Source organism: Streptomyces sp. NPDC056527 (genome assembly GCF_042794475.1).
GTDB lineage: Bacteria > Actinomycetota > Actinomycetes > Streptomycetales > Streptomycetaceae > Streptomyces.
The window spans coordinates 112,541-138,460 of record NZ_JBHTTQ010000006.1; the positions used below are offsets into that span (position 1 = coordinate 112,541).

Consider the following 25,920-nt stretch of genomic DNA (forward strand, 5'->3'; position numbering starts at 1 on the left):
GGTGTGCGCCCCCGCTCACATCGCGCTGGCGAGGCGGCACAGGTCGACGTGCAACCGCGCCACGAGCAGCACGCTGCCCGGCGTCACTTCGCTCACGTCGTGGGAAACCATGCGGTCATCGTATCGATTCCCGGTCCGGGTTCCGGAATGTGATCTCACATGACGGACAGATCGCGCTCGACAGGCGGACCGGGGAGATAGAGGACGGTCGGGGTGCCGGTCCTGGGATGCGGAACGACCTCGGCTTCCACCCCGTAGACGGTCGAGAGCAGCTCCGGGGTGAGGACCTCGGCGGGCGTGCCCCGGGCGACGACCCGGCCCCCGGCGAGGACGTAGAGGCGGTCGCAGTAGAGGGCGGCGAGGTTGAGGTCGTGGAGGGCGAGGAGGTTGGTGGTGCCCAGGTCGCGGACGAGGCGCAGGACCTCCAACTGGTAGCGGATGTCGAGGTGGTTGGTGGGCTCGTCCAGGACGAGGAGGGCCGGTTCCTGGACGAGGGCGCGGGCGACGAGGGCGCGTCGGCGTTCGCCGCCGGAGAGCGTGGGGTACGGGCGGTCGGCGAGCCCCGCGATGCCGACGCGGGCGAGGGCGGCCTCGGTCCGGGTGAGGTCGTCGCCGGTGTCGCCCTCCCAGAAGCGCTTGTGCGGGGAGCGGCCGAGGGCGACCAGCTCGCGGACGGTCAGCTCCCAGTCGGCGTCACCGTCCTGCGGGACCGTGGCGATGCGGCGCGCCCGCGCCTTGGCGCCGAGGGTGTGCACGTCGACGCCGTCGAGGAGCGCGTGGCCGGAGGTGGGGGTGAGGGTGCCGTAGACGCAGCGCAGGAGGGTGGTCTTGCCGCTGCCGTTGGGGCCGACGAGCCCGACGGTCTCGCCGGGACGGGCGGTGATGTCGACGCCGTGCAGGCGTGTTCCGTACGAGAGTTCCCGCGTGCGCAGCTCGGTCATACCGGGCTCCCTTCGGCGCGGCGGCGCATGAGCCAGAGGAAGAACGGGCCGCCGGTCAGTGCGGTGAGGACGCCGACGGGGATGTCCTGGGGCGCGGCGACGGTACGGGCGGCGAGGTCGGCCAGGACCAGTGCGGTCGCACCGCCGAGCGCGGCGACCGGCAGCAGGCGGCGGTGCGACGCGCCGACGGCCATGCGGGCGGCGTGCGGGACCATCAGGCCGACGAAGCCGACGGCTCCGCTGACGGAGACCATGACGGCGGTGACGAGGGAGGCCAGGACGAAGACGGCGGCGCGGAACCGGGCCGTGTCCAGGCCGAGGACGGTCGCGCCCTCCTCGCCGACGAGGAGCAGGTCGAGCGGGCGGGCGAGGGTGAGCAGGGTGGCGACGCCGAGGACGAGGACGGCGGCCGGAAGGGCGAGGGTGTCCCAGCGGGCGCTGCCGAGGCCGCCGAGGGACCAGAACATCGCCTCCTGGAAGTGCTCGGGGCGGCCCGCGAGGACCAGGATCAGGGTGGTCAGCGCGGAGAGGATGTACGAGACGGCGACGCCGGCGAGGACGAGCCGGGCGCCGGTCATCGTGGAGCCGCGGCGGGCCAGGCCGTAGACGAGGACGAGGGCGAGCAGCGCGCCGGCGAAGGCCCCGGCGGGCATGGCGACGGTGGTGGTCACCCCGCCGCCGATGCCCAGGACCAGCACGAGGACGGCGCCGGTGGAGGCCCCGGAGGAGATCCCGAGCAGGAAGGGGTCGGCGAGACGGTTGCGGACGAGGGCCTGCAGGACGGTGCCGACGACGGCGAGCCCGGCGCCGACGATCGCGCCGAGCAGGACGCGGGGCAGCCGGACGTCGAGGACGATCGTGCGGTACGGGGAGGGGGCGGCGCGGCCGGTGAGGATCCCGGCGACGTCGCCCACGGGAATCCGTACCGACCCGAGGGCGACGCCGGCGACGACGGAGAGCGCGAGGGCGGCGACGAGCCCGGTGACGACGAGGAGCCACCGACCGGAACCGGGCGCCCCGGACGGACGGCCGCGAGCGGCCCGACCGGACGGACCCCCGGCCGCCGCGGCCGCGTCGACCACCACCGGACCGGCCGGGGCCGCCACCGGCCCCGCCGGGCCCGGACCGGCCGGGGCCGACGGGGTCGCGTCCGGTTTCGTGTTCGGTTTCGGCGGCGGGGTGGTCGTCATCGCGTCGGGTGGAGCTGGGACGCGAGCTTCTCGATCGCCGCCGGGACGCGGACGCCGAGGACCGCGTCCGAGAGGGGCATGACGGCGAAGCGCTTGTTCCTGATCGCCGGGACGTCCTTGAGGGCCGGGTCCTCCAGGAGCCGCTTCTTCTTCTGATCGACGGTCGTGGAGCCGTAGTCGTAGATGACGATCACGTCCGGCTTCCGGGCGACGACCTGCTCCCAGGTCGCGTCGCCGAAGGTCTTGTCGAGGTCGGCGAAGACGTTGCGGCCGCCGGCGCGGGCGATCAGCTCGTTGCCGATGCCCTTGCCCCCGGCGGTGAACGCCGTCTTGTCCCCGCTGTCGTAGACGAAGACCGACACCGGGGTGAGCCCCTTCAGCTTCCGCTCGGTCGCCGTCACGGTCTTCTTCGCCTCGGCGGTCCATCGCGCGCCGCGGTCGGGGACACCGAAGGTCCGGCCCACCTCGTCGACCTCCCGGTAGAGGTCGGCGAGTGAGGAGGCGCCCGAGGGGCAGTACTCCATGTTCAGGCGGGTGTCGACGCCCGCGGCCTTCAGGTCGTCGCGGCTGCGGCCGGCCTTGGCGTCGAAGGCGCTGGCGTAGCCGCCGTAGACGAAGTCGGGGTTCGCGGCGAGCAGCGCCTCCTTGGCGGGGTACTCCTTCGCGAGCACCGGCACCGAGTCGTACGCCTTCTTGTACGCGGGCAGGATCCGGTCGTCGAGGTACGCGGTGCCGACGAGGGACTTCTCCAGGCCGAGGGCGAGCATGACCTCGGTGACGTGCTGGTTCATCGTGACGGCCCGCTTCGGCGGGGCCTGGTACGTCGTCTTCACACCGCAGTTGGAGACGGTGTACGGGAATCCCGGTGCGGCTTTCGCGGCGGGAGCCTGCTCCGAGGGGGCCGCACAGCCGGCCAGCAGGGAGACGAGGGCGGCGGGCAGCAGGATACGGCGGCGCCAGGTCATGACGGAGTGCCTCCTCCGGGGATTTCCACGTCCCCAGTCGGTGGTGAGAGGCGGCAGGTCAGTTCCTGGCTCCCGGCGCCCGGAGGCGCTGGTCACAGTGGCGGGACCGTGCCGGATTCACACCGGCTTCCTGGGTCCTGCCGCCCTGGTGTCGGGTCAGTCTCTCAGGCGTCGTACGCCTCGACGACCTTGACGTCCTCTTCGGTCACGACGCCTTCGACGATGGTGAAGGAGCGGAACTGGAAGGGGCCGGAGCCGTCGCTGTCGGCGGTGGAGACCAGGACGTAGTGGGCGCCGGGCTCGTTCGCGTACGAGATGTCGGTGCGCGACGGGTACGCCTCGGTGGCCGTGTGCGAGTGGTAGATGATCACGGGCTCCTCGTCCCGGTCGTCCATCTCGCGGTACAGCTTGAGCAGGTCGGCGGAGTCGAACTCGTAGAACGTGGGCGAGCGCGCGGCGTTGAGCATCGGGATGAACCGCTCGGGGCGGCCGGCGCCGACCGGGCCCGCGACCACGCCGCAGGCCTCGTCGGGGTGGTCCGCGCGGGAGTGTTCCACGATCTGGTCGTACAGGGCCCGGGTGATGGTCAGCATGTCGGACAGGATAAGCAAAGGAGCCGCCCCGTACCGAGGAGTGGTACGGGGCGGCTCGAATGCTGGACCGGCCGGCGTTACGAGCGCTTGGCGAAGGCCGCGCCCTCGGGGTTGCGGGCCTTCAGGACCAGGTAGGCGACGCCGAGGATCAGGGCCCACAGCGGCGCGCAGTACAGCGAGATCCGCGCGTCCTTGTCGATGCCCATCAGCACGATGACCATGCCGATGAAGGCGAGCGCGAAGAGGCTGCACCAGATGCCGCCCGGCGCCTTGAAGGACGACTGGGGCAGCTCGCCGCGGTCGGCCTTGAGGCGGAAGCGGACCTGGCAGACCAGGATCATGATCCAGGCCCACATGCCGGAGATCGTGGCGAAGGAGACGACGTAGTTGAAGGCGTCGCCGGGCCACTGGTAGTTGATCCAGACGCCGACCATCATCAGCCCGGCCGAGAACGAGGTGCCGACCAGCGGCAGGCCGTTCTTGGTGAGCTTGGTGAAGAACTTCGGGCCCTGGCCGTTGAGCGCGAGGTCGCGCAGCATCCGGCCGGTGGAGTACATGCCCGAGTTGCAGGAGGAGAGCGCGGCGGTCAGGACGACGAAGTTCACGATCGCGGCGCCGACGCCGAGGCCCATCTTCTCGAAGGCCGCGACGAACGGGGAGACGCCCGGCTGGAAGTGGGTCCACGGGACGACCGACAGGATCATGATCAGCGCGCCGACGTAGAAGACGGCGATGCGCCACGGCACGGTGTTGATGGCCTTGGGCAGGACGGTCTTCGGGTCCTTGGACTCGCCCGCCGTCACACCGACCAGCTCGACCGCGAGGAAGGCGAACATGACCATCTGCAGGGTCATCAGGGTGGAGCCGATGCCCTTGGGGAAGAAGCCGCCCTCGGACCACAGCAGGGTCATCGAGGCCGTGTCACCGGCGTCGGAGAAGCCGATGGTGAGGATGCCGGCGCAGATCAGGATCATGCCGACGATCGCGGTGACCTTGACCATCGAGAACCAGAACTCGAGCTCGCCGAAGAGCTTGACGGAGATCAGGTTCGCGAGGAACAGGACGACCGTGAAGATCAGGGCGAAGACCCATTGCGGCTGATTGAGGATGCCGTCCGCGTTCTTGGTCCAGTACTGCATGTACTCGGAGGCCGCGGTCACCTCGGTGATGCCGGTGACGACCCAGAAGAGCCAGTACGTCCAACCGGTCACGAAGCCCGCGAAGGGGCCGATGAACTCGCGTGCGTACTCCGAGAAGGAGCCGGACACGGGGCGGTACATGAGGAGCTCGCCGAGCGCCCGCATGATGAAGAAGATGACGAGGCCCGCGATGGCGTACGCGAGGATCAGGCTGGGGCCCGCCTTGGAGATGCCCTTGCCCGCGCCCAGGAAGAGGCCGGTGCCGATGGCGCCGCCGATCGCGATCATCTGGATCTGGCGGGCGCCGAGTGCCCGGTGGTAACCCTCGCCGTCGGCGGAGTCCGCGGCCTCACTGCCGTCGTGCTGCTTGTCGACCTGCACTGAGGTCATGGTGGTGCGCCTTTCTCCATGCCGATCCGCGCCGACTGAGTCTGGCTGCGGATCAGGTCCTGATCCCCCCGGATATGGATGGAGTGCTACCGGCGGTCAGCCGGTCCAAGCGCCCCCGGGAACAGGGGTGGCGTCCCCGGGCGGTCGTGAAGATTTATCACGGGGGAAGCAGTGATCGGCGTGCGTCGAAGTGACGCACGCCACAGGGAGAACCGGACAAAAGTCACTCGAGAGGGCCAACGAGAAGACTTTGGTGACGTATTCGTTATCCGGATTTGAGCGTCCGCTGAGCGAACATCGGTCGAACGCCGGGCGTCAGGCTCCGGACATCAGCGTCTCGACGAGGGACTCCTGGAGCGCGCCGAGCCAGAGGTACGCCATCACCATCGGCTTGCGCGGATCGGAGTCCGGCAGCCGGTAGAGCTCACCGCTCTCGTCCTCGTCGGTGACCTCCAGGCGGGTCCCGATGGTCAGCCGGAGGTCGTTGAGGGCGCCGAGCCAGGACCGCGACTCGTCGGGGGTGAGCTTGAGGATCGCCCCGTCCTCACCGCTCGAGGAGAGCGAGTCCAGGCTGCGGATGACCGCGAGGGCGTCCTCGCGCTTGCGCGCGCGCAGGTCCTTCTCGGTGTAGCGCCGGAAGTCGGCGGCCGCGGCCCGCAGCTCCTCGTCCTCGTCGCCGTACGCGTCGGGGAAGAGCCGCTTGAGCGCGGGGTCGGACGGGGGCTCGCTCGGGCCCTCGGCGAAGAGCGCGGCCAGCGGGTCCTCGCCCTCCACCGGCTCGTCGCCCGGCCCGATCAGCTCCAGGAGCTGGACGGCGAGGGAGCGCAGGATGGAGATCTCGACCTCGTCGAGCGCGACGGCCGCGCCGCCGCCGGGCAGCGCCTCGAAATGGCCCGCCATCAGCCGCGGTCCTGGGTGAGGGTCGCCCACAGCCCGTAACCGTGCATCGCCTGCACGTCCCGTTCCATCTCCTCGCGGGTGCCGCTGGAGACCACCGCGCGGCCCTTGTGGTGCACGTCGAGCATCAGCTTGTGCGCCTTGTCCTTGGAGTAACCGAAGTACGCCTGGAAGACGTAGGTCACATAGCTCATCAGGTTGACCGGATCGTTGTGGACGAGGGTCACCCAGGGGACGTCCGGCTCGACGACCGCATGGGTCTCCTCGGCCGACTCCGTACGTTCGATCTCAATAGGCGCGACGCTCACTTACCCCATGCTGCCACCTCGGAAGGGGGGTCGCACAAACGGGTCACCTCCTCACCCGAGAAATCGTCACTCTGACGATTTCTCGTGTAGCATCGCTGACATGAACGCTGCGGACCTTGGGCTCCCGGTGGACGTGCCGTCGACCGCGCTCTTCACCGACCAGTACGAGCTGACCATGCTGCAGGCCGCCCTCCAGGGCGGCACCGCCGACCGGCGCTCCGTCTTCGAGGTCTTCACCCGGCGGCTGCCCGAGGGGCGGCGCTACGGCGTGGTGGCCGGTATCGGACGCGTCCTGGACGCCGTCGAGAACTTCCGCTTCGACCCGGGCGTCCTCGGCTTCCTGCGCGACCAGGGCATCGTCGACGAGCCGACGCTGAAGTGGCTGGCGGGCTACCGCTTCTCCGGCGACATCTGGGGCTACCCCGAGGGCGAGGTGTACTTCCCCGGCTCCCCGATCCTGCGGGTCGAGGGCTCCTTCGCCGAGTGCGTGCTCCTGGAGACCGTGATCCTCTCGATCCTCAACCACGACTCGGCGATCGCGGCGGCCGCCTCCCGGATGTCGGCCGCGGCCGGCGGCCGGCGGCTGATCGAGATGGGCGCCCGGCGCACCCACGAGCTGGCCGCCGTCGCCTCGGCGCGGGCCGCGTACGTCGGCGGCTTCGACTCCACCTCGGACCTGGCGGCGGGCTTCCGCTACGGCATCCCGACCGTCGGCACCTCCGCGCACGCCTTCACGCTGCTGCACGACAGCGAGCGGGACGCCTTCCGGGCCCAGGTGGAGACGCTCGGCCGCGGTACGACACTGCTGGTCGACACCTACGACGTGGCCGAGGCCGTGCGCACCGCCGTCGAGGTCGCGGGCAAGGAGCTCGGGGCCGTACGGATCGACTCCGGGGACCTGCTGCTCGTCGCGCACCGGGTGCGGGCGCAGCTGGACGAGCTCGGCGCGAAGAACACCAAGATCGTGGTCACCTCGGACCTCGACGAGTACGCCATCGCCTCGCTGGCGGCGGCTCCGGTCGACGCCTACGGCGTGGGAACGCAGCTGGTCACCGGCAGCGGGCACCCGACCTGCTCGATGGTCTACAAGCTGGTCGCCCGGGCCACGTCCGCCGACCCGAAGGCGCCGCTGATCGCGGTCGCCAAGAAGTCGGTCGGCGGCAAGGTCTCGGTCGGCGGCCGCAAGTGGGCGGCGCGCCGGACGGACGAGGAGGGCGTCGCGGAGGCCGAGGTCCTCGGCACGGGGCCGGTCCCGCCGGAGCTGGCCGAGCGCCAGCTGCTCGTCGAGCTGGTCAAGGGCGGCGACGTGGTGGCCCGCGAGCCGCTGGAGGCGGCGCGGACGCGGCACTTCGAGGCGCGGGCGGGACTGCCGATGTCGGCGATCCAGCTGTCGCGGGGCGAGCCGGTGCTGTCGACGGAGTACGTGTAACACCCTGCGACGCCCCCTCCCGCGAGGAGGGGGAAGTCTCTAGGCTCGACGTCATTCCCCCTTCCGTGCCCCTCCGTTCCCCCCACCGGCCCACCAAAGGACACCCGCCATGCACCGCGCATTGATCGTCGTGGACGTTCAGAACGACTTCTGCGAGGGCGGCAGCCTCGCGGTGGCGGGGGGAGCGGATGTCGCCGCCGCCATCACCGACCTGGTCGGGGAGACGGCGGGCGTCGCGTACCGGCATGTGGTGGCGACGCGTGACCACCATGTCGACCCGGGCGACCACTTCGCCCCGGCGGGCCGGGAGCCGGACTACGTCACCTCCTGGCCGGTGCACTGCGTCGCCGGCACGGAGGGCGTGGGCTTCCACCCGAACTTCGCGCCCGCGGTCGCCAGCGGGGCGATCGAGGCGGTGTTCGACAAGGGGGCGTACGAGGCGGCGTACAGCGGCTTCGAGGGGCGCGACGAGAACGGCCGCACGCTCGCGGAGTGGCTGCGGGAGCGGGACGTGCGCGAGGTCGACGTGGTGGGGATCGCGACGGACCACTGCGTGCGGGCGACGGCGCTGGACGCGGCGCGCGAGGGGTTCGAGGTCCAGGTGCTCCTCGACCTCACGGCGGGCGTGGCCAAGGAGACGACGGAGCGGGCGCTGGAGGAGCTTCGGGGCGCCGGGGTTCAGCTGACGGGGAAGCCCGTCGTCTGAGGGCTGCCGAGGCGGACGGCCAGGTCGGCGGGGTGCGGGTAGGGGTTCGCCGGCTGCGTGCCCCGGTCGACGGGGTGCGGGTCGGCGGATATGTCCATGCGCTCCGCCTCCACGGCGGTATGTGTACTCACCACGGGTTCGCGGGGCAGCAGACGGGCGGAGTGCCAGAGCTCTCTGGCCGTCGATCTCCACAGGAGGCCGTCCGGGTGGTGGAGGACCGCGGTGATCTCGTCCGGGGTCGGGGGCTCCGCGTTACCGCGGAGGTAGACCGCTCGCAGGCCCAGGTTCCGCAGCCGGGTCAGGGCGCGGGCGCGGTTCGCGGCATGGACCAGGAAGCGGACCGTGACCCCGTCGCCGGCCGGGCTCGGCAGCCCGATCGCCACGACCACGCTGCCGCCTGGCAACTTGCAGAACCCTCCACCGGGCATCCCGAAACCACTCCCCCTGTGAGCTTGCTGTCAATAAGAACTCGGTCAGAGGCACCTAAACACGATCGGCCGCCGCCCGCTAGAGGGCGACGGCCGATCATGGTTTGACCTGCGGCGATACAGATTACTTCTGAGACGGACCCACCTGGACGGTGATCGTCTGGCCGTCCTTCGGCTCCTTGACGACCGCGATCTTGGTGTTGGTGTCAGTTACCTGGACACCGGCGCGCTCGGTCTGGGTGTACCAGTACGTACCCCGCCGGTCGTCGAAGACCGGGACGCCGGGCTGCGACTTCACCCACGCCGGCTGGTCCGCCTTGTGCAGCCGGATCGCGTCGGTGCGGTAGGTGCCGAACGTCGAGTCGTACGCCTGGACGCGGTTGCGCATCAGGGTGCCGTCGGCGTTCTTCAGCGGCGTCGGGTGCGCGTCGATCGGAAGGATCAGACCCTGGCCGGGGTGGACGGCCGTGTTGTTGTCCTTCTGCGAGGTGTCCCACTGCCAGATGAGCAGACCGTTCTGGTACGGGTAGTGCTCGACCCAGCTGGCCTTGTCGCCCGTGAACCCGAAGTTGTACGGGCCGACCTTGAGGGTCGCGTCGTACGAGACGTACTGGCGGTTCTCCGCGATGTAGTACTGCTCGTACTCCTTCGTGAAGCCCTTGGCGATCCGCGAGAAGCCCTTGGCCGTCCAGCCGTTGTCACCGTTCTCGGCGTTGTCCGAGAAGACGGTGGCACCGTCGGCGGTCAGCGTGATGGCGTCGGCCGCGAAGCCCTTGCCGCCCGCGCCGCCGTCCGTCTGGTAGCGGAAGCGGAGGTCGAACTTCTTGCCCGCGTAGGCGTCCAGCGGGAAGACGAGCGGCTTGTACGCGCCGGAGACGTCGGTCAGCGCCGGGGCGCCGCTCGCGTCGCGCGGCAGCGGCTTGCCGTCCACCGTGCCGTCCAGGGCGGTCCAGTTGGCGCCGCCGTCCGTCGACACCTCGGTGTAGAGGTAGTCGTAGTCCAGCTCGATGTCGTACCAGCCCTTGAGCTCCAGGGTGGCCTTCGACTTGCCCGAGAGGTCGACGGAGCGGGTCAGGGTGTTCTTGAGGTCGTCACCCATGTCGCTCCACCACTGCGTGGCACCCTCGGCGGGCGCGACGACATCGGTGGTGACCTTCTTCTTCGGCAGCTCGACGACGAGCGCCTGCGGGTTCTTGGTGTTGTACTCCGCCACGCCCAGCTTGTGGGTGGACTTCGTACCGCGCTGCTCGTTGCTCACCTTGGTGTAGTTGAGCCAGCCGAGCTGCAGCTTGTCCCAGGAGTTCATGTCGCCGGGCAGGTCGCCGATGGAGTCCTTGCCCCGGCCGAGCCAGGAACCGGAGGACATCAGGGACCAGAAGCCGGTCGAGTTCTCGGCGCCGGGCTTGCCCGAGGTGTCGTACAGGTCGGGCAGACCCAGGTCGTGGCCGTACTCATGGGCGAAGACGCCGAGGCCGCCGTTCTCGGGCTGCATCGTGTAGTCGCCGACCCAGATGCCGGTGCTGCCGACCTGGGTGCCGCCGGACTTGTTGTTCGACGGGCCGGTCTTGCCCGCGTCCGTGCCGTACGCGTACCAGCGGTGGGCCCACAGGGCGTCGCCGCCCTGGGCGCCGCCGCCCGCGGACTCGTCCTCACCGGCGTGGACGATCTGGAAGTGGTCGATGTAGCCGTCGGCCTCGTTGAAGTTGCCGTCGGCGTCGAAGTCGTACCGGTCCCACTGGTCGTACTGCGCGATGTCGGCCTTGATCTGGGCGTCGGTACGGCCCTTGGCCTTCTGGTCGGCGGTCCACGCGGTCACACCGTCGCGGACTGCGTCCCAGACGTTGGCGCAGTTGCTGTTGCCGCAGTAGTTCGAGCCGTAACGGGCCTCGTTGTACTCGACCTTGACCCAGTCCGAGACGCCGCCCTCGACCGAGTACCGGCCCGAGGAGGTCTTCTCGTAGTAGGTCTTCAGGGACTGCTTCGGCTGGCCCTTCTTGTCCTTGCCGGTGCCGAAGTACAGGTCCTGGAAGTGCTGCTGGTTGTAGTCCTTCTGCCAGGCCGTGGAGTTGTCCTTCGCACGGTCCGGCTCGGCTATCTGGTTGTGCAGCGGGCCGGGCGTGCCGCCGAACTTCGGCTTCGGCTCGGTCGTGTCGTCGTCGGCGCGGTCGACCAGGGTGGTGTTGTCCACCTTGTCGCCGAACTCGACGAGGATCGTGAAGATCTTGTCGGTCTTCTCACGGCCCAGCTCGACGTACTTCTTGCTGTCGAGCTTGACGACCTGGGAGCCACCGCGGCGCTCGACCTTGGTCTCGCCGCTCAGCACCTGCTCCAGGGCAGCCTTGCGCTGCTGCTCCTGCTGCTTGCTGTAGGGGCCCTCGAGGTCGTGGTCGACCGCCGTCTTGTCCACGTCGGGACCCGGAGCCGGGTCCTGACGCTCGATGCCGGCCGGTGCCCCCGGGCCCCTGTCGTCGGCCCATGCGGTGGCGAAAGCCGAGGCGCTGGCGGCGGTGGCCGCGAGCGCCACGACGACTGCGGACGCTCTGATCGCCCGTCGTCTGTTGGTCACTTGATGATTCCTCCCCGGCGCCCACGACCGCACGGACCGAGGGTGGGGTGTCCGCGGGCGGGGTCGCGCGTCACAAGTGACGACATTCGATCGGAGTTACGGGAGAAAAGACAGACCTTGACTTGAACAGGCCAACTGCACTATGCAGGAGTCGATTTCCGGTATCCGGACGTCCACCAGGCGCACCTTGCGGGGTGGTTGGCGGCACCGATGACTCCATGCGCCCCCCGTGCATCCGTACCGTGGGTTAGGTCACGCTTACTACCCGTTTCGCTCGGGCATCCACCGTCGTAGAGTCGCTCGCGAGTGCGACCCGCCGATGCTTCGAGGGACGGTACCCGTCATGCCGCGTCCGAACGCCGCACAGCTCGCCTATGGTTCGGCCACCGTCGTCTTCTCGACCGTCGCCCTGCTGCTGCTGTCCCGCACCACGACCGCGCTGGGGATCGTCGTCATCAGCGCCGCCGGACTGCTTCTCGGGCTGCTGGTCACGGTGACGATGCCCGTGCACCGCAAGGCGACCGCCGCACCCGTGCCGCCCCTCCCCCGGAACGACGAGATCCGGGTACCGGCCGCGCCGGTGGGCGCGGGGGTCGATACCCGGATCGGTTCGTGAGGCTGTTCCGCGGCTACTGCGGCACGGACACCACCACGGTCTTGGCCGCCTTGTCGTGCAGGCCCTGCTTGTAGGGCTTGTCGACCAGGATCAGGATCAGCAGGAGCAGCGGCCACAGGCAGGCGCAGCAGATCAGCGCCGGCAGCCACAGCACGAGGGCACGAATCAGCGAGGCGTTCATCGGCGGTGTGGAGCCGTCGTTGAGCATCGCGACCCGCAGCTTCAGCCACTTCTTCCCGAGGGTCTGGCCGTTCTTCGCCACCATCACCGTGTCGTACGCGACGTACGCCACGATGGTGATGAGCTGGAAGACGAGTCCGGTGCCGGTGCTGGTCGCGGTGATGGTGTCACCGAAGTCGTCGCTGTCGGTCGCCCGGTTGTACACGTTGAACGGGATGCCGATGATCGCGAGCGGAATGGCGATGATCAGCCAGTCGATGATCCTCGCGAGGATGCGCTTGCCGGAGTCGGCGAGCGGCGGCATCCCGGCGAGCGGGTCCGCACCGCCGTAGGCGCCCCCGCCGCCGTAGGGCTGGGAACCGTACGGCGGGGGCGGCGGCGGCACGTTGTCGTACGGGGAGCCGGGCGGAGGCCCCCCGGGCGGCGGTCCTCCGGGAGGTGGCCCCTCGGGCGGCGGTCCCTCGGGCGGCGGTCCCTCGGGCGGGGGACCTCCCGGCGGTGGTCCTTCGGGGGGCGGCGGCTGACCGCCGCTCCCGGGAGGAGAGCCCGCCGACGGCGGCGTGGGCTCTTGCGGCTTCTTGAGGAACGGGTCGTCCTCGGGCGGCTGGCCGGGCGTCGGCTGGTCGTTGCTCATGGGGGCAGTGCATCCCGCGAGCCAGGGCCCCGCAAGGATTCGCCGCCCGTTCGAGCGACCGCCGTACGGGCCCCTCCGCCGGACGCCCCCTAGCGCGCCACGAAGGTGTGAGCCGCCTTGTCGTGCCAGCACTGACGCCAGGGCCGGTCGAAGAGGCACCAGAGGACGTTGAGGACGCCGAGGACCAGAAGCCCGAGGACGCTGTAGACGAGCCAGCGCCGCAGGGCCGCCCCGAACGTCGGCGGCTCGTGCGCCTCGATGTCCCGCACCTGGAGACCGCAGAGCTTCTTGCCGAGCGTGCGACCCCACTTGGCGGTGGGAAGCGCCTCGTACAGCACGCCGATGACGAGCAGGGCGGCCAGCGCGATCCCGAAGTTGAGCGAGGTCGTGCCGTCCAGGAGCCAGACCTGGACCGTCGTTCCGGTCTGCTTGGCCGCCTCGATCTTGGCGTCGATGTGGTCGAGCGCCTGGGTCACGAAGGGGAAGGACGCCCCTCCGACGAGCGCGCCGAGGACGAGGGTGTCGACGAGCCGGGCGACGAGGCGCTTGCCGAGACCGGCCGGGCGGGCGGCGGCCTGCGCCCGGGCGGCCTGGAGGAACCGGTCCTCTACGGGCGGCTTCCAGGGCAGGACGGGCTGCTCGGCCTCGGCCCGGGGGCCCGCGGCGGGCCCGGACTGCGCGAGCTGCTGCACCTGCTGCGGCCAGGAGGGGGCGCCGCCGCCGGGGCCGGTGGTGACCGGCGCGGGGGCGGCGGCGGGGGTGGGGGCCGGCGCGGGCTGGGGCTGGGGCTGGCCGGGAACGTGCGGGAGCGGGGCCTGCGGGGACCTGAGTCCCTGCGGGCCTTGCGGGCTCTGCGCGCCGGGGGCGTCCTGGGTGCCGTGCGGTCCCTGCAACGCCTGGGCGCCCTGCGCGCCCTGGGGCGCACGTGCCGACGGGGCCGCCTGGCCGTCCTTCGGCGCGAGGGAACGGATCGTCATGGTCCCCTCGGCCTGCGGCTGCCGTACGCCGGGCAGCGCGCCGCCGGTCGGGTCGGCGGCCGGAGCCGGCGTGACGGGCATACCGCCGAGGCGCGCCGACGACGTCGCCGCGGGGCGCGCGGCGGGCGTGGGGGCGGGCTCCGGGTCGGGGGTCCGGGAGGCGGCCACGCGGGGGTCCTGCGAGGCGGGCGCGGGCTCCGCCTCCGGGGCGCCCCACGAGACCCGCTGGTCCCGGTCGCCGCCGAAGCCGGTCTGCCGCGAGACGTCCGCCTGCCAGGCCGAGGCCGGCTCGGGCCGCGTCTCGGCGACCGGCTCCTCGTCCAGGAAGACCGGTCCGGTCTCCTCCACGGCGGGCACCGGGGTGGACGGAACCACGGGCGCGGGCGAGGGGTTCGGGGCGAGCGCCGGACCCGGGGGCATCACCCCGGCCGGGGCGGCCGGCGGTGCCTCGCCCTCCTTGGGCGCGGGACGGCTCGTCCCGGGCACCCAGGCGCCCCCGTTCCAGTACCGGATGTATCCGGGAATGGACGGGTCCGGGTAGTACCCGGCCCGAGGTACCTCCCCGCCGGCTCCAGGAGGAGTAGCCACTGCCCCGACTCCGTTCCGTGACAACGCTTCTACGACATCGGGCCCGTGGGCCCAAGGAGGACAGTAACGAAGAACGGTGCCGCGGGAAGAACGTGGCCGTGAGAAACCCGCCTTCGAGCGACATACCCACGGATCCCGCCACTCACCGTCACGCTCGGGCCGACGATCCCGCCGGATCCTCGCCGGAATCTCCTCGAAAAAACTTCCCCGAAGTCGCGTAATGGCCGACGACGACCGCGCTCTCTTCCTGTGCGGGCCCACCCGGGGCCCGCGACCGGAGAGGACGTCACGCCATGCAGAACACCGAGAACACCGTGGTCGAGCGCGAGCTGGAGCTGAAGCTGGTGCTCTCCCCCGAGCGCTCCATCCCCGTGCCCGCCCGACTCGCGTACCGCACCGACGACCCGTACGCCGTGCACATCACCTTCCACATCGGCTCGGACCACCCGGTCAACTGGACGTTCGCCCGCGAGCTGCTCGTCGAGGGCGTCTTCCGGCCGTGCGGCCACGGGGACGTCCGCATCTGGCCCACCAAGGTCGACGGGCGCAACGTCGTCCTGATGGCGCTCTCCTCCCCCGACGGCGACGCGCTGCTCGAAGCGCCGTCCGCGCAGGTGTCCGCGTGGCTGGAGCGGACCCTGCGCGCCGTTCCGCCGGGCACCGAGTCCGAGCAGCTCGGGATCGACGACGGCCTTGCCGAACTCCTGGCCACCACCTCGGTCGCCGACGACCTGTGGCTGCGCGACCCGTGGCCCTCGGACGAGTCCCAGGACGGTGAGGTGTGAGCGGGAGCGCCACGAGGTCGAACGCGGGAAGGCGCCGGTGTCAGAACAGCTTTCCGGGGTTGAGGATCCCCAGCGGGTCGAAGGTCCGCTTGATGCCCTGCTGCATCTCCACGCCCACCGGCCCCAACTCCCGCGCCAGCCAATCCTTCTTCAGCACACCCACACCGTGCTCGCCGGTGATCGTGCCGCCCAGCTCCAGACCGAGGGCCATGATCTCGTCGAAGGATTCCCGCGCCCGGCGCGACTCGTCCTCGTCCGCCTGGTCGAAGCAGACGACGGGGTGGGTGTTGCCGTCGCCCGCGTGCGCGCAGACGCCGATCGTCAGGTCGTACTTCTCCGCGATGGCGGAGGTGCCGTCGAGCATCGCGGCCAGCTTGGTGCGCGGCACGCACACGTCGTCGATCATCGTCGCGGACTTGATCGTCTCCAGGGCGGTCAGCGACAGCCGACGCGCCTGGAGGAGGAGTTCGGACTCGGCGGCGTCCTCGGCGGGGACGACCTCGGTGGCCCCGGCCGCCGCGCAGAGCTCACCGACGGCGGCCAGATCGGCGGCCGGGTCGGGGGTGTCGAAGGCGCACAGCAGCAGGGCCTCGGTGGTGTCCGGGAGCCCCATGTTCGCCATCCTGTTGACGGCGCGGATGGTGGTGCCGTCCATGAGCTCAAGGAGCGAGGGTGTGTGGCCGCGCTCCATGATCGCGCAGACGGCGTCGCAGGCGGCTGCCGCGGAGGGGAACTCGGCGGCGAGCGCGAGCTGTACGGGAGGCTGCGGCCGGAGCGCGAGGGTCGCGCCGACAACGATGCCGAGACTGCCTTCCGAGCCGACGAAGAGCCGGGTCAGGTCGTATCCGGCGACGCCCTTGGCGGTACGCCGGCCGGTCGACATCAGCCGCCCGTCGGCGAGGACGACGTCGAGACCGAGGACGTACTCCGCCGTCACCCCGTACTTCACACAGCACAGGCCGCCGGACGCGGTGCCGATGTTCCCGCCGATCGTGCACATCTCCCAGCTGGAGGGGTCCGGCGGGTAGTACAGGCCGTGCTCGTTCACGGCGCGGGACAGGACGGCGTTCACGACGCCCGGCTCGACGACGGCGATCCGGTCGACCGGGCTGATCTCCAGGATCCGGTCCATCTTGACGAGCGACAGCACGATGCAGCCCTCGGAGGCGTTAGCGGCGCCGGACAGACCGGTGCGCGCGCCCTGGGGGACGACCGGGACGCGCAGCGCGGTCGCGGTCCGCATGATGTGCTGGACCTGCTCGACGGTGCGCGGGAGCACGACGGCCGCGGGGGTGCCGGCCGTGCAGAAGCTCGCCATGTCGTGGGAGTAGGAAGCGGTGACGTCCGGGTCGGTGATCAGCGCCTCGGCGGGCAGGCCCGCGCGCAGTTCCGCGTGGAGCCGCGTCAGAAGATCGTCCATGCGTCCAGCGTGGCAGTCGGGGCCATCGGTGTGAACCCGCCGTCGTGGTCCTTCGTGTGCTCTTCGTACAGGCGCACAGTGAGCGGCATGAAGACGGAGAACGTGTCGAGGTCGATTCTGGCCGCCGGGGTGGGTGCGGTGCTCGCGGCGACGGCACTGCTGTACGCCCCCGATCTCGCTCCCGGTCTGTTCGGCGACGGAAAGCCGCCCGCCCCCGGTCCCGCCGAGCGTGCGGTGCTCGCGGCGAACGCGGGGGCGCCGGCCTCGCTGCCGGACCTGGGTGCGCTGATCGCCGACCGCGAGAAGTGGCTGAAGAGGCATCCGACGGACGAGGAGTCCTGGGCCGTGCTGGGCGCGGCGTACACGGAACGGGGTACGCGGCTCGGCGACTCGACGTACTACCCAAGGGCGGAGCGTGCGCTGAAGCGCTCGCTGGAGGTGCGGCCGGCCGGGCGCGGGAACCTCGACGCGCAGCTGGGGCTCGGCGCCCTGGCCAACGCGCGGGGCGACTGGCGGACGGCGCGGACCTGGGGCGAGGCGGTCCGCAAGGAGGACCCGAAGCGCTGGTCGGCGTACCCGCTGCTGATCGACGCGTACAACGGGCTCGGGGAGTACGAGTCCGCCCGCAAGGCGCTCTCCACGCTGGAGAAGCTGCGCACGGGCGGGACGGTCAGCGCGCGGACGGCCCAGATGTACCGCGACCGGGGCTGGCGGGAGGACGCGGTGGCGGCCGCGATCGACGCGGTGGGACAGGCGGAGTCGGGCGCGGAGAAGGCGGCGGCGCTGGCCCGGCTCGGCGATCTGGCCGGGGAGCGGGGCGAGCCGGAGGAGGCGCTCACGGAGTACGGGAAGGCGCTGGCGCTCGTACGGGACCACGGCCCTTCGCTGGCCGGCCGGGCCCGGGCGCTCGCGGCGCTCGGCCGCACGGACGAGGCGGTCGCCGGCTACCGGGCGGCGCTGGCGCGGCTGCCGCTGCCGGAGTACGTCCTGGAGGCGGGCGAGCTCTATCAGTCGCTGGGCCTGGACGGGGACGCGCGGAGCCGGTACGACCTGCTGCGGACGCGGGAATGGGTCAACGCGGAGGCGGTCCTCGGCCTGTTCGAGGCGGACCACGGCGACCCGGCCGCGGCGGTACGGCGGCTCAAGGCGGAGTGGGCGCGGGGGCACCGGTCGGTGCGGGTGGCGGACGCGCTGGGATGGGCGCTGTACCGCTCGGGGGAGCCGAAGGAGGCGCTGGAGTACGCGAAGCGGGCGACGGACGAGGGGCTGCGGAGCGCGCTGTTCACGTACCACCGGGGCGAGATCGAGCGGGCGGTGGGCATGGACGGCCCGGCCCGCCGCCACCTGGCGGAGGCACTGCGGATCAATCCGGACTTCTCGCCGCTGCTGGCCCCGAAGGCCCGCAAGGCGGCGGCGGCGCTCGGCGATCCTCCGGACGTGCTGCCGGAGGAACTGCGCCCGGAGCGAGCGGAACCCGACACCGAGCCGACGACCCGGGAGACCCCTGGCACCCCGACGCCCCGGGAGACACCGAAGGCGCGGGAGACGGCGTAGGAACCCGCCCCTTCGGGGCACGTGCCCGGACCGGCGCCCACCGGCAGGCGCTGCGGCGCCAACCCCGCGGGCGCCGCAGCGTGCCGACGCCCGGGCGGACCCGGGTGCTCATGGTGACGGGCCCAGGGCGGTCGCCCCGGGCCCGTCGGCCTCGGCGGACTAGAGGTTGCCGCGCTTCTCCTGCTCGCGCTCGATCGCCTCGAACAGGGCCTTGAAGTTGCCCTTGCCGAAGCCCATCGAGCCGTGGCGCTCGATCATCTCGAAGAAGACGGTCGGACGGTCCTGGACCGGCTTCGTGAAGATCTGCAGCAGGTAGCCGTCCTCGTCGCGGTCGACGAGGATCTTCAGCTCACGCAGCGTCTCGACCGGCACCCGCGTCTCGCCGGCCCACTCGCCGAGCGTGTCGTAGTACGAGTCCGGCGTGTCGAGGAACTGGACACCGGCGGCGCGCATGGAGCGCACGGTGGCGACGATGTCGTTCGTGGCCAGCGCGATGTGCTGGACGCCCGCGCCGCCGTAGAACTCCAGGTACTCGTCGATCTGCGACTTCTTCTTCGCGATCGCCGGCTCGTTGATCGGGAACTTGACCTTGAGCGTGCCGTCGGCGACGACCTTCGACATCAGCGCCGAGTACTCGGTCGCGATGTCGTCGCCCACGAACTCCTTCATGTTCGTGAAGCCCATGACCTTGTTGTAGAAGGCCACCCACTCGTTCATCTTCCCGAGCTCGACGTTGCCGACGCAGTGGTCGATCGCCTGGAAGGTGCGCTTGGCCGGCGGCTCGACGATCGGGTTCGCGGAGACGAAGCCCGGCAGGTACGGGCCGTCGTAGCCGGAGCGCTCGACGAGGGTGTGGCGGGTCTTGCCGTACGTGGCGATGGCGGCGAGGACGACGGTGCCGTGCTCGTCCTTCACCTCGTACGGCTCGGTGATGCCGGTCGCGCCGTGCTCGACGGCGTAGGCGTACGCGGCGCGCGCGTCCGGCACCTCGATCGCCAGGTCGACGACACCGTCACCGTGCTCGGCGACGTGCTCGGCGAGGAACCGGCCCCAGTCGGTGGCGACCTTGATGACGGAGGTGAACACGAAGCGGGCGGCGCCGTTCGTCAGGACGTAACTGGCGGTCTCGCGGCTGCCGTTCTCCGGTCCGGAGTAGGCGACGAGCTTCATGCCGAAGGCCGTGGAGTAGTAGTGCGCGGCCTGCTTGGCGTTGCCGACGGCGAAGACGACCGCGTCCATGCCCTTCACGGGGAAGGGATCGGCCTGCCGCGCCGTGGAAGGGGTGTGATCGATGGTCTCAGTCATAGCGGCAGAGTCCCGCCGATCGGCAAGCTGCGCAATAGTTCGCCGGAGCACTGGGCAATCTGCACAGCGACGGGCCAGTATGGCGGGGATACTTGTACAGGATGACCATGGGGAGGCCACTGTGGCGATCGATCATCTGGACGGGCGGTTGATCGTGCTCCTCGCCCGGGAGCCGCGGATCGGGGTCCTGGAGGCCTCGCGCCGGCTGGGCGTGGCGCGCGGCACCGTGCAGGCGCGCCTGGACCGCCTTCAGGCCAACGGAGTGATCCGCGGGTTCGGGCCTCAGGTCGATCCGGCGGCGCTCGGCTATCCCGTGACGGCGTTCGCGACGCTGGAGATCAAGCAGGGGCAGGGGCCCGACGTCCGGAGCCATCTGGCGACCGTGCCCGAGGTGCTCGAACTGCACACGACCACCGGACACGGGGACATGCTCTGCCGGCTGGTCGCCCGCTCCAACGCGGACCTGCAGCGGGTGATCGACCGGGTCGTCGGCTTCGAGGGCATCGTCCGCGCCTCCACGGCGATCGTGATGGAGAACCCCGTACCGCTGCGGATCATCCCACTGGTGGAGCAGGCGGCGGAGGACGGCCCCGCATAGCGGGACGGACGGGCGAGGGACGGCCCGCGCACCCCCCCCCCAGGACTCCAAAGAAGTAGTTGCAAAGAATCCCTTGCAAGCCTTCCTTTGCAACTCTAGTCTGACGCCATGCCCGAGCCCGAGCACCAGTCCGTCCCCCCGTCCGCGCCCCGGCCCGAGAAGCCCCTGAGTCGCACGCTCGACCCGCGCTCGCTCCGTGGCCTCGCCCACCCGCTGCGCATCCAGCTCCTGCGCGCCCTGCGCCACCACGGCCCCGCCACCGCCTCCCAACTGGCCGAGCGGCTCGACGAGTCCAGCGGCGCGACCAGCTACCACCTGCGCCAGCTCGCCGCACACGGCTTCGTCGAGGACGACCCCACCCGGGGCAAGGGCCGGGAGCGGTGGTGGAAGGCGGCCGTGCAGGGAACGACGTTCGACGAGTCGCTGTACGAGAACCCCGACCCCGAGGTCAGGGGCGCCGTGGAGGTCTACCTCCACGAGATCGCGACCATCCACGCCCAGGAGCTCAACACCTGGCTCGGCACCCGCCAGGACTGGGGCCAGGCGTGGACCGGCTCCGCTGACATGAGCGACTTCACGCTGAGCCTGCCGCCCGAGCGACTGCGCGAACTCACCACAAAGATGCACGAGTTGATCGACGCGTACCGCGACAGTGCCGACGCCGAAGCGCCGGGCGCCGCCCGCGTACGGCTGCACCTGCATGCGTTCCCCCAGTACGAGAACTGAGAAAGGGACCACGAAGCCATGCATGCCGACATCCACCTTCAACTGCACCACCTCGACGCGGCCGAACTCCACCGGTCGACCGAACTCCACCGCGCGGCCACCGACTCCGTGTCCCTCGCCCCGGTCCGTGCCCGGATCGGCTGGACGCTGGTCGCGTTAGGGCTCCGACTCGCCGTCCCTGCCACCGCCCGACCCGGCGCCACCGCCCCGGGCAGCGCCCGACGTCTCCCGCTCGCCGCATGAGCGCTCCCGCGGGACGTGCTCCACTGGCCACCGTCCTGGCCGCCAACGCCATCTCCATCACCGGTAACGCGCTCACCCTCATCGGTGTCCCGTGGTTCGCCCTCGACACCACCGGCAGCCCCGGAAAGGCGGGCCTGGTCGCCTTCTGCGCGGCCGTTCCCGTCGTCGTCTCCGCGATCGTCGGCGGACCGGTCATCGACCGGATCGGACGCCGCCGGATAAGCGTCGCCTCCGACCTCGTCTGCGCGCTCGCGCTGGCCGCGATCCCGCTCCTGCACAGCGCCGGCGTGCTGGAGTTCTGGATGCTCTGCGCGCTGATGGCCGTGACCGGCCTCTTCCACGCGCCCGGCGAGACCGCCCGCCACGTCCTGATCCCCGACCTGGCCCGCCGCGCCGGAACCCCGCTCCCCCGCGCCGCGAGCCTCTACGACGCCGTCTCCCGAGGCGCCCGGATGACCGGCGCCGCCCTCGCCGGCGTCCTCGTCGCCCTCATCGGCGCGGACACCGTGCTGCTCCTGGACGCCGCCACCTTCGGGCTCTCCGCCCTGCTCGTCCTGTTCGGCCTGCGGGGCGTGCCGGCCGCCGCGCCCCAGCCCGACCCGGCCCCCTTCTCCCTGCCCGGCTACCGCGCCGAGCTGCGCGAGGGATACGCCTTCGTGCTCCGCTCCCGGCTGCTGCTCGGCATCGTCGTCATGGTGATGGCCACCAACGGGCTGAGCCAGGGCTGGAGTTCGGTGCTGCTGCCCGTCCACGCCCGGGAGAACCTCGGCGGCTCCGCCGCCCTCGGTCTGCTCGTCGCCGTCTTCGGCGGCTCCGCGCTGCTCGCCGCCGTGCTCTACGGGGCGATAGGCCACCGCTTCCCGCGCCGGGTGGTCTTCACGGCCGGGTTCCTGCTGTGCGGCGCCCCGCCGTACGCGGTGGCCGCGCTCACCGACACCACGCTTCCGCTGCTCGTCACGATGGTGGCGAGCGGGTTCGGGGCCGGGCTCCTCAACCCGATCCTCGCCACCCTGATGTACGAGCGCGTCCCCGACGACCTGCGCAGCCGGGTCTCCGGGGTGACGATGGCCGGGGTGCTCCTGGCCACCCCGCTGGGCGGCCTCGTCGCCGGGCAGCTCGTCGAAGGGGCCGGCCTGACGACGGCGCTGCTCGCGCTCGGCGGGGTCTACTTCCTGGTCACGCTGGCCCCGATGGTCTTCCCTGCCTGGCGCGAGATGGACCCCGCCCCGAAGGGCGTCAGCAGCTCGGAATCTTCGCTTCCTGCCCCTGCTCCAGCGCCCGGAGCGAAGACACCGCATCGCTGAGCGTGGAGACCGGGATCAGGCGCATCCCCTTCGGCAGCTCGGCCTGCGCGTCCGAGCACTCCGCCTTCGGTACGAGGAAGACGCTCGCCCCGTCGCGGCCCGCCGCCTGGGTCTTCAGGGAGACGCCGCCGACGGCGCCGACCGTGCCGTCCGGCTCGATCGTTCCCGTACCGGCGATGGTCCGACCCCCGGTGAGGTCGCCGCCCGAACCGTCGCCGGCGAGCTTGTCGACGATCCCGAGGGAGAACATGAAACCGGCGCTCGGCCCGCCGACGTCGGCGAGGTGCAGCGTGACGTCGACGTCGTTCGGGTCGAGCTTGAGGTAGCCGATGGCGGCCATGGTGGCGGCGTCCTGCGACTCCTTCATCTCGCCGAGGTTGTGCTTCTCGACCTCGGCGTCCGACTTCCCGGGCGGGTAGACGGAGTCGCGCGGCAGCACGGCCCGGTCGGTACGGAACCAGGCGTCGACGACATCGCCGAAGTCGTTGTCGACGCTGGGCCCGGTGGCCGAGATGGTCGTCATCAGCAGCTCGCCGTCCGTCGGACGGACCGGCTTGCCGCTGATGGTGATGACCTCGCGCCCCTTGTCCTTGCCGAGCACATCGGCGGTCGTGCCGGGCTGTGCGATGGCGTACGGCAACGGCGCCAGCCCGACGACCGCGAAGAGCGCGGCGACGGGCAGCGCGCAGAGCGCGAGGGCACGGTTACGCGTGAGACTGGAGAGCACGCCCCCAATCTACTGGGCGCCCCTGGGAGGGACGGTCCGGGTGAAGAACGCGCGGACCAGGTGGCGCACCGCCGGCACGGACACCCTGGGCTCGATCGCGCCGACGAGTCCGACCCTGGCCTCCGTGGTCACCAGGCCCGCGGCATGCAGCTGCGGCACGAGGGCGGCGTGGTCGGTGAAGACCCCGTGCGCCGCCCGGTCCAGCTGCCGCCGACAGGTACGGCCCGTGGGGTGGGCGAGCATCGCGGACCAGGAGCGGTCGAGCCGCGCGTCGCGGAACCCGTCCGTACCGAACAGGAGCAGCGGGCGGTCGACGCCGTACCGGGCCACCGGGAAGAGCTCGCCGTCCACCCGGTCCAGGTAGCCCTCCAGGTTCACCGCGGCGGCGATCCTCCGGTCGTCGTAGAGCGTCTGGGCAGCCGTGGTGCCCCCGGCCGAGTGCCCGTACATCCCGACCCGCCCCAGGTCGAGCGCGCGGCCGAGAGGGCCCTCCAGGGCTTCGAGCCGGTCGAGGACGAAGCGGACGTCGGCGAGGCGGGTGTCGATCATGGTGCGGAACTGCTCCGCGTCGGGCGGGCCGAGGAAGACCGTCGGGCGCACCTTCTCCCGGCCCGGCCGCCCCGTGGGGAACTCCACCTGGCTCGCGTCCCCCGGATGGTCGATGGTGACGACGGCCCAGCCGTGACTCGCCAGCTCCTCGGCGAGGGACGTGCCCATGGTGCGGGCCTCGCCGCCACCGGGGCTGTACAGCAGCACGGGCCGACGGCCCGGCAGGACGGGTGCGCCGGGGTGGGAGTGCGTCAGGGTGGCCGCCCAGTCGACACCGGCCGGCGGCAGCCCCGGGTGGATCGCGGGGGCGAGCTCGGCGAAGAGCTCGGCGGCGCCGGGGGTCAGCTGGGGTGCGCGCGGAAGTCCGCGCACGGTCCTGGCCGGGTGGAGGACGGTCACCATGAGCTCCCGTACCCCGATCTCGGGCTTCCACGGGTCGTTACGGGAGGGGTCTACCAGGTGCAGGGTGGTGGCGCCGACCTTGTACGGGCCGGTGGGCGCGGGCAGTCGGAGCCGGGTGGAGCCGGCGGCTCGGGCGGCCGTCGGCGCGAGGGCGAGGGCGGCGGCGAGGACGCCCGCTCGGGTGACGGTCCGTCGGGTCGGTCCGACCGCTCGGGTCGGCCGGGCCTCTCGGGTCTCTCGGGTCTCTCGGGGAGATGTCATGCGGACAGGCTGGCGTCGGGCAGCGCCTTCGGACGAAGGTTGAGGCTGTGATCGAAAGGCTTGCGGGGGAGAGCGGAATGAGGCGGCGGCGTTGATCCGGATCCGATTCACGGCGGACGACTTCGCCCGCGTGCGGTTCGCCGCCCGGCCGGCCCCGGTGCCGGAGCTGAACGCGGCCTTCATGATGATGTCGGGCGGCGGCGAGCTGCTCCACGGCCGCTGGCGGCGACGGGTGCTGCGGTCCCTGCCGGACGTCGTGGCACCGCTCGCGGACCTCGTCCCGGCGGGCGATCCCCCGCTCTTCCTCGACGTGCTGGGAGCGACGCTGGAGGAGAGCCTCGACCTGGTGGCGGCGGCCCCCGCGGAGCTGGTGCGGTCGGAACTGGAGCGGGTGTACGCGGGGCGTCCCTCCCCGAAGTGGATCCGCGAGCTCCACGCGGGCGAGGCGGGCGCCCGGCAAATACTGCGCCGCGCCCAGCGGGCGGCCTTCGAGACGGTGGTGGCGCCGGTGTGGCCGCTGGTGCAGGACCTGCACCGGGCGGAGTTCACCCGCCATGCGGTGACGGTCGCCGAACACGGCGTCGGCGCGGCCCTGCCGGCTCTGGTCCCGGGCACGCGGCTGCGCGACGGCGTCTGGGAGTGGGCGGCGCCGGACACCCGGGAGATACGGCTCGCCGGACGCGGTCTCGTCCTCCTGCCGACCTTCCACTGGACCGGTCGTCCCCTCGTGCAGGACCTGCCGGACCGACCGGTGGTCGTGTCCTACGCGGCGGGCACCGGTCTGCCGCTCACCCCGGACGCGGCGCCCGGCACGGACGAGTCCCTGGCCGCGGTCCTCGGCCGGACCCGCCTGGAACTCCTCCGCGCACTGACCACGCCGCACACGACGACGACCCTGGCCCGCCACCTGCGCGTCAGCAACGCCACGGCCTCGTCCCACGCAGCGGCCCTGCGCGGCGCGGGCCTGATCACGACGACCCGGACCGGCCGCTCGGTGGAACACCGCAGAACGGCGTTGGGCGACCTCCTGACGGGCGACGGGCGCTGACCCGCCACCACCGTCGCCGGTGGGGCCGACTGCTCCGCGGGGCGGAACGGGTGGGCACGACCCACGCGGACGGCGCCCTCGCGGGTCCGTCCGCGCCGTGGGCCCGGGCCCACGGCCGGGCACCGCTCTCCGAGGCGTGGTGATTCGGGGCGGAGGCACCCGCAAGGGCGCCGTCCGTCGTGCCCGCCCGTCCCGCGGGACGATTGCCCACAACCGGGGGTGGCAGCCCGCCGCGCGCGTCAGCGCCACGCGTCGGCGACCTCCCGCGCCGCGTCCACCCCGCGGCCCACTCGCGCCCGTCCCGCGGGACGATTGCCCACAACCGGGGGTGGCAGCCCGCCGCGCGCGTCAGCGCAACGCGTCGGCGACCTCCCGCGCCGCGTCCACCCCGCGGCCCACTCGCGCCCGTCCCGCGGGACGATTGCCCACAACCGGGGCTGGCGGCCCGCCG

At 71.7% G+C, this 25,920-nt stretch carries 25 protein-coding genes, 1 pseudogene and 1 riboswitch; of the genes and pseudogenes, 10 read left to right on the forward strand and 16 right to left on the reverse strand.

Features of this window, described 5'->3' with window-relative positions:
• Window positions 1-15 precede the first annotated feature (15 nt).
• The 8 genes from ACFQ7Q_RS05530 to clpS all read right to left on the reverse strand — a co-directional run bounded on the left by ACFQ7Q_RS05530 (window position 16) and on the right by clpS (window position 6,423).
• Window positions 16-111 (reverse strand): putative leader peptide, encoded by a 96-nt coding sequence (locus ACFQ7Q_RS05530; RefSeq protein WP_329120100.1) that lies wholly within the window; start codon window positions 109-111, stop codon window positions 16-18.
• Window positions 112-155: 44 nt separating this feature from the next.
• Window positions 156-941, reverse strand: coding sequence for an ABC transporter ATP-binding protein (locus ACFQ7Q_RS05535; RefSeq protein WP_383550284.1), 786 nt, complete (start codon window positions 939-941; stop codon window positions 156-158).
• Window positions 938-2,131 carry a FecCD family ABC transporter permease gene (locus ACFQ7Q_RS05540; protein WP_383550286.1) on the reverse strand — a complete coding sequence of 398 codons (1,194 nt, stop codon included), beginning with the start codon at window positions 2,129-2,131 and terminating at the stop codon, window positions 938-940. The genes ACFQ7Q_RS05535 and ACFQ7Q_RS05540 overlap by 4 nt, the downstream gene beginning before the upstream one ends.
• A complete protein-coding gene (locus ACFQ7Q_RS05545; protein WP_383550288.1) occupies window positions 2,128-3,096 on the reverse strand; it encodes an ABC transporter substrate-binding protein in 969 nt (322 codons plus the stop codon). The genes ACFQ7Q_RS05540 and ACFQ7Q_RS05545 overlap by 4 nt, the downstream gene beginning before the upstream one ends.
• A 59-nt stretch (window positions 3,097-3,155) precedes the next feature.
• A riboswitch (cobalamin riboswitch) is annotated at window positions 3,156-3,229 on the reverse strand.
• Window positions 3,230-3,260: 31 nt separating this feature from the next.
• Complete coding sequence (locus tag ACFQ7Q_RS05550) at window positions 3,261-3,689, reverse strand: M67 family metallopeptidase (RefSeq protein ID WP_329120093.1); 429 nt, start codon at window positions 3,687-3,689, stop codon at window positions 3,261-3,263.
• A gap of 77 nt (window positions 3,690-3,766) precedes the next feature.
• Window positions 3,767-5,218, reverse strand: a complete 1,452-nt coding sequence (locus ACFQ7Q_RS05555) for an amino acid permease (protein WP_383550290.1) — start codon at window positions 5,216-5,218, stop codon at window positions 3,767-3,769.
• Window positions 5,219-5,533: 315 nt separating this feature from the next.
• Complete coding sequence (locus ACFQ7Q_RS05560; RefSeq protein WP_383550292.1) at window positions 5,534-6,118, reverse strand: DUF2017 domain-containing protein; 585 nt, start codon at window positions 6,116-6,118, stop codon at window positions 5,534-5,536.
• Window positions 6,118-6,423 (reverse strand): ATP-dependent Clp protease adapter ClpS, encoded by a 306-nt coding sequence (gene clpS, locus ACFQ7Q_RS05565; RefSeq protein WP_329120087.1) that lies wholly within the window; start codon window positions 6,421-6,423, stop codon window positions 6,118-6,120. The genes ACFQ7Q_RS05560 and clpS overlap by 1 nt, the downstream gene beginning before the upstream one ends.
• A gap of 100 nt (window positions 6,424-6,523) precedes the next feature.
• Here clpS and ACFQ7Q_RS05570 point away from each other — a divergent pair, with 100 nt between their 5' ends.
• Complete coding sequence (locus tag ACFQ7Q_RS05570) at window positions 6,524-7,852, forward strand: nicotinate phosphoribosyltransferase (protein WP_383550295.1); 1,329 nt, start codon at window positions 6,524-6,526, stop codon at window positions 7,850-7,852.
• A gap of 109 nt (window positions 7,853-7,961) precedes the next feature.
• Entirely contained in the window at window positions 7,962-8,558 is a 597-nt protein-coding gene (locus ACFQ7Q_RS05575; RefSeq protein ID WP_383550297.1) for an isochorismatase family protein, read from the forward strand.
• A gap of 134 nt (window positions 8,559-8,692) precedes the next feature.
• Here the strand turns inward: ACFQ7Q_RS05575 and ACFQ7Q_RS05580 are convergent.
• Together ACFQ7Q_RS05580 and ACFQ7Q_RS05585 are read right to left on the reverse strand one after the other, a co-directional pair.
• Window positions 8,693-8,986, reverse strand: a pseudogene (locus ACFQ7Q_RS05580) (hypothetical protein); the annotation flags it as partial.
• 124 nt (window positions 8,987-9,110) lie between these two features.
• On the reverse strand, window positions 9,111-11,552 hold the full coding sequence (locus ACFQ7Q_RS05585) for an immune inhibitor A domain-containing protein (protein WP_383550299.1): 2,442 nt from the start codon (window positions 11,550-11,552) through the stop codon (window positions 9,111-9,113).
• 343 nt (window positions 11,553-11,895) lie between these two features.
• On the opposite strand from ACFQ7Q_RS05585, the gene ACFQ7Q_RS05590 reads away from it, so the two are divergent.
• Entirely contained in the window at window positions 11,896-12,168 is a 273-nt protein-coding gene (locus ACFQ7Q_RS05590) for a hypothetical protein (RefSeq protein ID WP_383550301.1), read from the forward strand.
• A gap of 13 nt (window positions 12,169-12,181) precedes the next feature.
• On the opposite strand, the gene ACFQ7Q_RS05595 is transcribed toward ACFQ7Q_RS05590, so the two are convergent.
• Complete coding sequence (locus tag ACFQ7Q_RS05595) at window positions 12,182-12,982, reverse strand: RDD family protein (RefSeq protein ID WP_383550303.1); 801 nt, start codon at window positions 12,980-12,982, stop codon at window positions 12,182-12,184.
• A gap of 89 nt (window positions 12,983-13,071) precedes the next feature.
• Window positions 13,072-14,547: an RDD family protein gene (locus ACFQ7Q_RS05600; RefSeq protein WP_383550305.1), complete on the reverse strand. Its 1,476-nt coding sequence runs from the start codon at window positions 14,545-14,547 to the stop codon at window positions 13,072-13,074.
• A 293-nt stretch (window positions 14,548-14,840) separates the two neighbouring features.
• On the opposite strand from ACFQ7Q_RS05600, the gene ACFQ7Q_RS05605 reads away from it, so the two are divergent.
• The gene (locus tag ACFQ7Q_RS05605; protein ID WP_383550307.1) at window positions 14,841-15,332 is read left to right on the forward strand and encodes an SsgA family sporulation/cell division regulator; all 492 of its coding nucleotides are present in this window, start codon (window positions 14,841-14,843) and stop codon (window positions 15,330-15,332) included.
• A 40-nt stretch (window positions 15,333-15,372) separates the two neighbouring features.
• On the opposite strand, the gene ACFQ7Q_RS05610 is transcribed toward ACFQ7Q_RS05605, so the two are convergent.
• Window positions 15,373-16,752 (reverse strand): FAD-binding oxidoreductase, encoded by a 1,380-nt coding sequence (locus ACFQ7Q_RS05610; RefSeq protein ID WP_383550309.1) that lies wholly within the window; start codon window positions 16,750-16,752, stop codon window positions 15,373-15,375.
• Window positions 16,753-16,839: 87 nt separating this feature from the next.
• Here ACFQ7Q_RS05610 and ACFQ7Q_RS05615 point away from each other — a divergent pair, with 87 nt between their 5' ends.
• Window positions 16,840-18,306, forward strand: a complete 1,467-nt coding sequence (locus tag ACFQ7Q_RS05615; protein WP_383550311.1) for a tetratricopeptide repeat protein — start codon at window positions 16,840-16,842, stop codon at window positions 18,304-18,306.
• Window positions 18,307-18,465: 159 nt separating this feature from the next.
• On the opposite strand, the gene hppD is transcribed toward ACFQ7Q_RS05615, so the two are convergent.
• A complete protein-coding gene (gene hppD / locus ACFQ7Q_RS05620) occupies window positions 18,466-19,611 on the reverse strand; it encodes a 4-hydroxyphenylpyruvate dioxygenase (protein WP_383550313.1) in 1,146 nt (381 codons plus the stop codon).
• Between the two features lie 121 nt (window positions 19,612-19,732).
• Between hppD and ACFQ7Q_RS05625 the strand changes: the two genes are divergently transcribed.
• From ACFQ7Q_RS05625 to ACFQ7Q_RS05640, 4 genes are all read left to right on the forward strand, one after another.
• Window positions 19,733-20,209 (forward strand): Lrp/AsnC family transcriptional regulator, encoded by a 477-nt coding sequence (locus ACFQ7Q_RS05625; protein WP_383550315.1) that lies wholly within the window; start codon window positions 19,733-19,735, stop codon window positions 20,207-20,209.
• Between the two features lie 108 nt (window positions 20,210-20,317).
• Window positions 20,318-20,935, forward strand: a complete 618-nt coding sequence (locus tag ACFQ7Q_RS05630; RefSeq protein ID WP_383550317.1) for an ArsR/SmtB family transcription factor — start codon at window positions 20,318-20,320, stop codon at window positions 20,933-20,935.
• 18 nt (window positions 20,936-20,953) lie between these two features.
• The gene (locus ACFQ7Q_RS05635) at window positions 20,954-21,178 is read left to right on the forward strand and encodes a hypothetical protein (protein ID WP_383550319.1); all 225 of its coding nucleotides are present in this window, start codon (window positions 20,954-20,956) and stop codon (window positions 21,176-21,178) included.
• Window positions 21,175-22,482, forward strand: coding sequence for an MFS transporter (locus ACFQ7Q_RS05640; protein ID WP_383550321.1), 1,308 nt, complete (start codon window positions 21,175-21,177; stop codon window positions 22,480-22,482). Before ACFQ7Q_RS05635 ends, ACFQ7Q_RS05640 begins: the two co-directional genes overlap by 4 nt.
• Here ACFQ7Q_RS05640 and ACFQ7Q_RS05645 read toward each other — a convergent pair.
• Window positions 22,415-23,209 carry a S16 family serine protease gene (locus ACFQ7Q_RS05645; RefSeq protein ID WP_383550323.1) on the reverse strand — a complete coding sequence of 265 codons (795 nt, stop codon included), beginning with the start codon at window positions 23,207-23,209 and terminating at the stop codon, window positions 22,415-22,417. The two genes, ACFQ7Q_RS05640 and ACFQ7Q_RS05645, sit on opposite strands and share 68 nt — an antisense overlap.
• A gap of 9 nt (window positions 23,210-23,218) precedes the next feature.
• Window positions 23,219-24,421 carry an alpha/beta hydrolase family protein gene (locus ACFQ7Q_RS05650; RefSeq protein WP_383550325.1) on the reverse strand — a complete coding sequence of 401 codons (1,203 nt, stop codon included), beginning with the start codon at window positions 24,419-24,421 and terminating at the stop codon, window positions 23,219-23,221.
• Between the two features lie 91 nt (window positions 24,422-24,512).
• On the opposite strand from ACFQ7Q_RS05650, the gene ACFQ7Q_RS05655 reads away from it, so the two are divergent.
• On the forward strand, window positions 24,513-25,469 hold the full coding sequence (locus ACFQ7Q_RS05655; protein ID WP_383550328.1) for a winged helix-turn-helix domain-containing protein: 957 nt from the start codon (window positions 24,513-24,515) through the stop codon (window positions 25,467-25,469).
• The last annotated feature ends 451 nt before the right edge of the window (window positions 25,470-25,920 follow it).

Bases quoted from the DNA above. Each gene is read 5' to 3' on its own strand.
- ACFQ7Q_RS05640 (WP_383550321.1), top strand. From the start codon at position 21,175: ATGAGCGCTCCCGCGGGACGTGCTCCACTGGCCACCGTCCTGGCCGCC.
- ACFQ7Q_RS05550 (WP_329120093.1), bottom strand. From the start codon at position 3,689: ATGCTGACCATCACCCGGGCCCTGTACGACCAGATCGTGGAACACTCC.
- ACFQ7Q_RS05650 (WP_383550325.1), bottom strand. From the start codon at position 24,421: ATGACATCTCCCCGAGAGACCCGAGAGACCCGAGAGGCCCGGCCGACC.
- ACFQ7Q_RS05570 (WP_383550295.1), top strand. From the start codon at position 6,524: ATGAACGCTGCGGACCTTGGGCTCCCGGTGGACGTGCCGTCGACCGCG.
- ACFQ7Q_RS05530 (WP_329120100.1), bottom strand. From the start codon at position 111: ATGGTTTCCCACGACGTGAGCGAAGTGACGCCGGGCAGCGTGCTGCTC.
- ACFQ7Q_RS05575 (WP_383550297.1), top strand. From the start codon at position 7,962: ATGCACCGCGCATTGATCGTCGTGGACGTTCAGAACGACTTCTGCGAG.
- ACFQ7Q_RS05555 (WP_383550290.1), bottom strand. From the start codon at position 5,218: ATGACCTCAGTGCAGGTCGACAAGCAGCACGACGGCAGTGAGGCCGCG.
- ACFQ7Q_RS05560 (WP_383550292.1), bottom strand. From the start codon at position 6,118: ATGGCGGGCCATTTCGAGGCGCTGCCCGGCGGCGGCGCGGCCGTCGCG.
- ACFQ7Q_RS05635 (WP_383550319.1), top strand. From the start codon at position 20,954: ATGCATGCCGACATCCACCTTCAACTGCACCACCTCGACGCGGCCGAA.
- ACFQ7Q_RS05595 (WP_383550303.1), bottom strand. From the start codon at position 12,982: ATGAGCAACGACCAGCCGACGCCCGGCCAGCCGCCCGAGGACGACCCG.
- ACFQ7Q_RS05615 (WP_383550311.1), top strand. From the start codon at position 16,840: ATGAAGACGGAGAACGTGTCGAGGTCGATTCTGGCCGCCGGGGTGGGT.
- ACFQ7Q_RS05540 (WP_383550286.1), bottom strand. From the start codon at position 2,131: ATGACGACCACCCCGCCGCCGAAACCGAACACGAAACCGGACGCGACC.
- ACFQ7Q_RS05545 (WP_383550288.1), bottom strand. From the start codon at position 3,096: ATGACCTGGCGCCGCCGTATCCTGCTGCCCGCCGCCCTCGTCTCCCTG.
- ACFQ7Q_RS05535 (WP_383550284.1), bottom strand. From the start codon at position 941: ATGACCGAGCTGCGCACGCGGGAACTCTCGTACGGAACACGCCTGCAC.
- ACFQ7Q_RS05590 (WP_383550301.1), top strand. From the start codon at position 11,896: ATGCCGCGTCCGAACGCCGCACAGCTCGCCTATGGTTCGGCCACCGTC.
- hppD (WP_383550313.1), bottom strand. From the start codon at position 19,611: ATGACTGAGACCATCGATCACACCCCTTCCACGGCGCGGCAGGCCGAT.
- ACFQ7Q_RS05605 (WP_383550307.1), top strand. From the start codon at position 14,841: ATGCAGAACACCGAGAACACCGTGGTCGAGCGCGAGCTGGAGCTGAAG.
- ACFQ7Q_RS05630 (WP_383550317.1), top strand. From the start codon at position 20,318: ATGCCCGAGCCCGAGCACCAGTCCGTCCCCCCGTCCGCGCCCCGGCCC.
- ACFQ7Q_RS05610 (WP_383550309.1), bottom strand. From the start codon at position 16,752: ATGGACGATCTTCTGACGCGGCTCCACGCGGAACTGCGCGCGGGCCTG.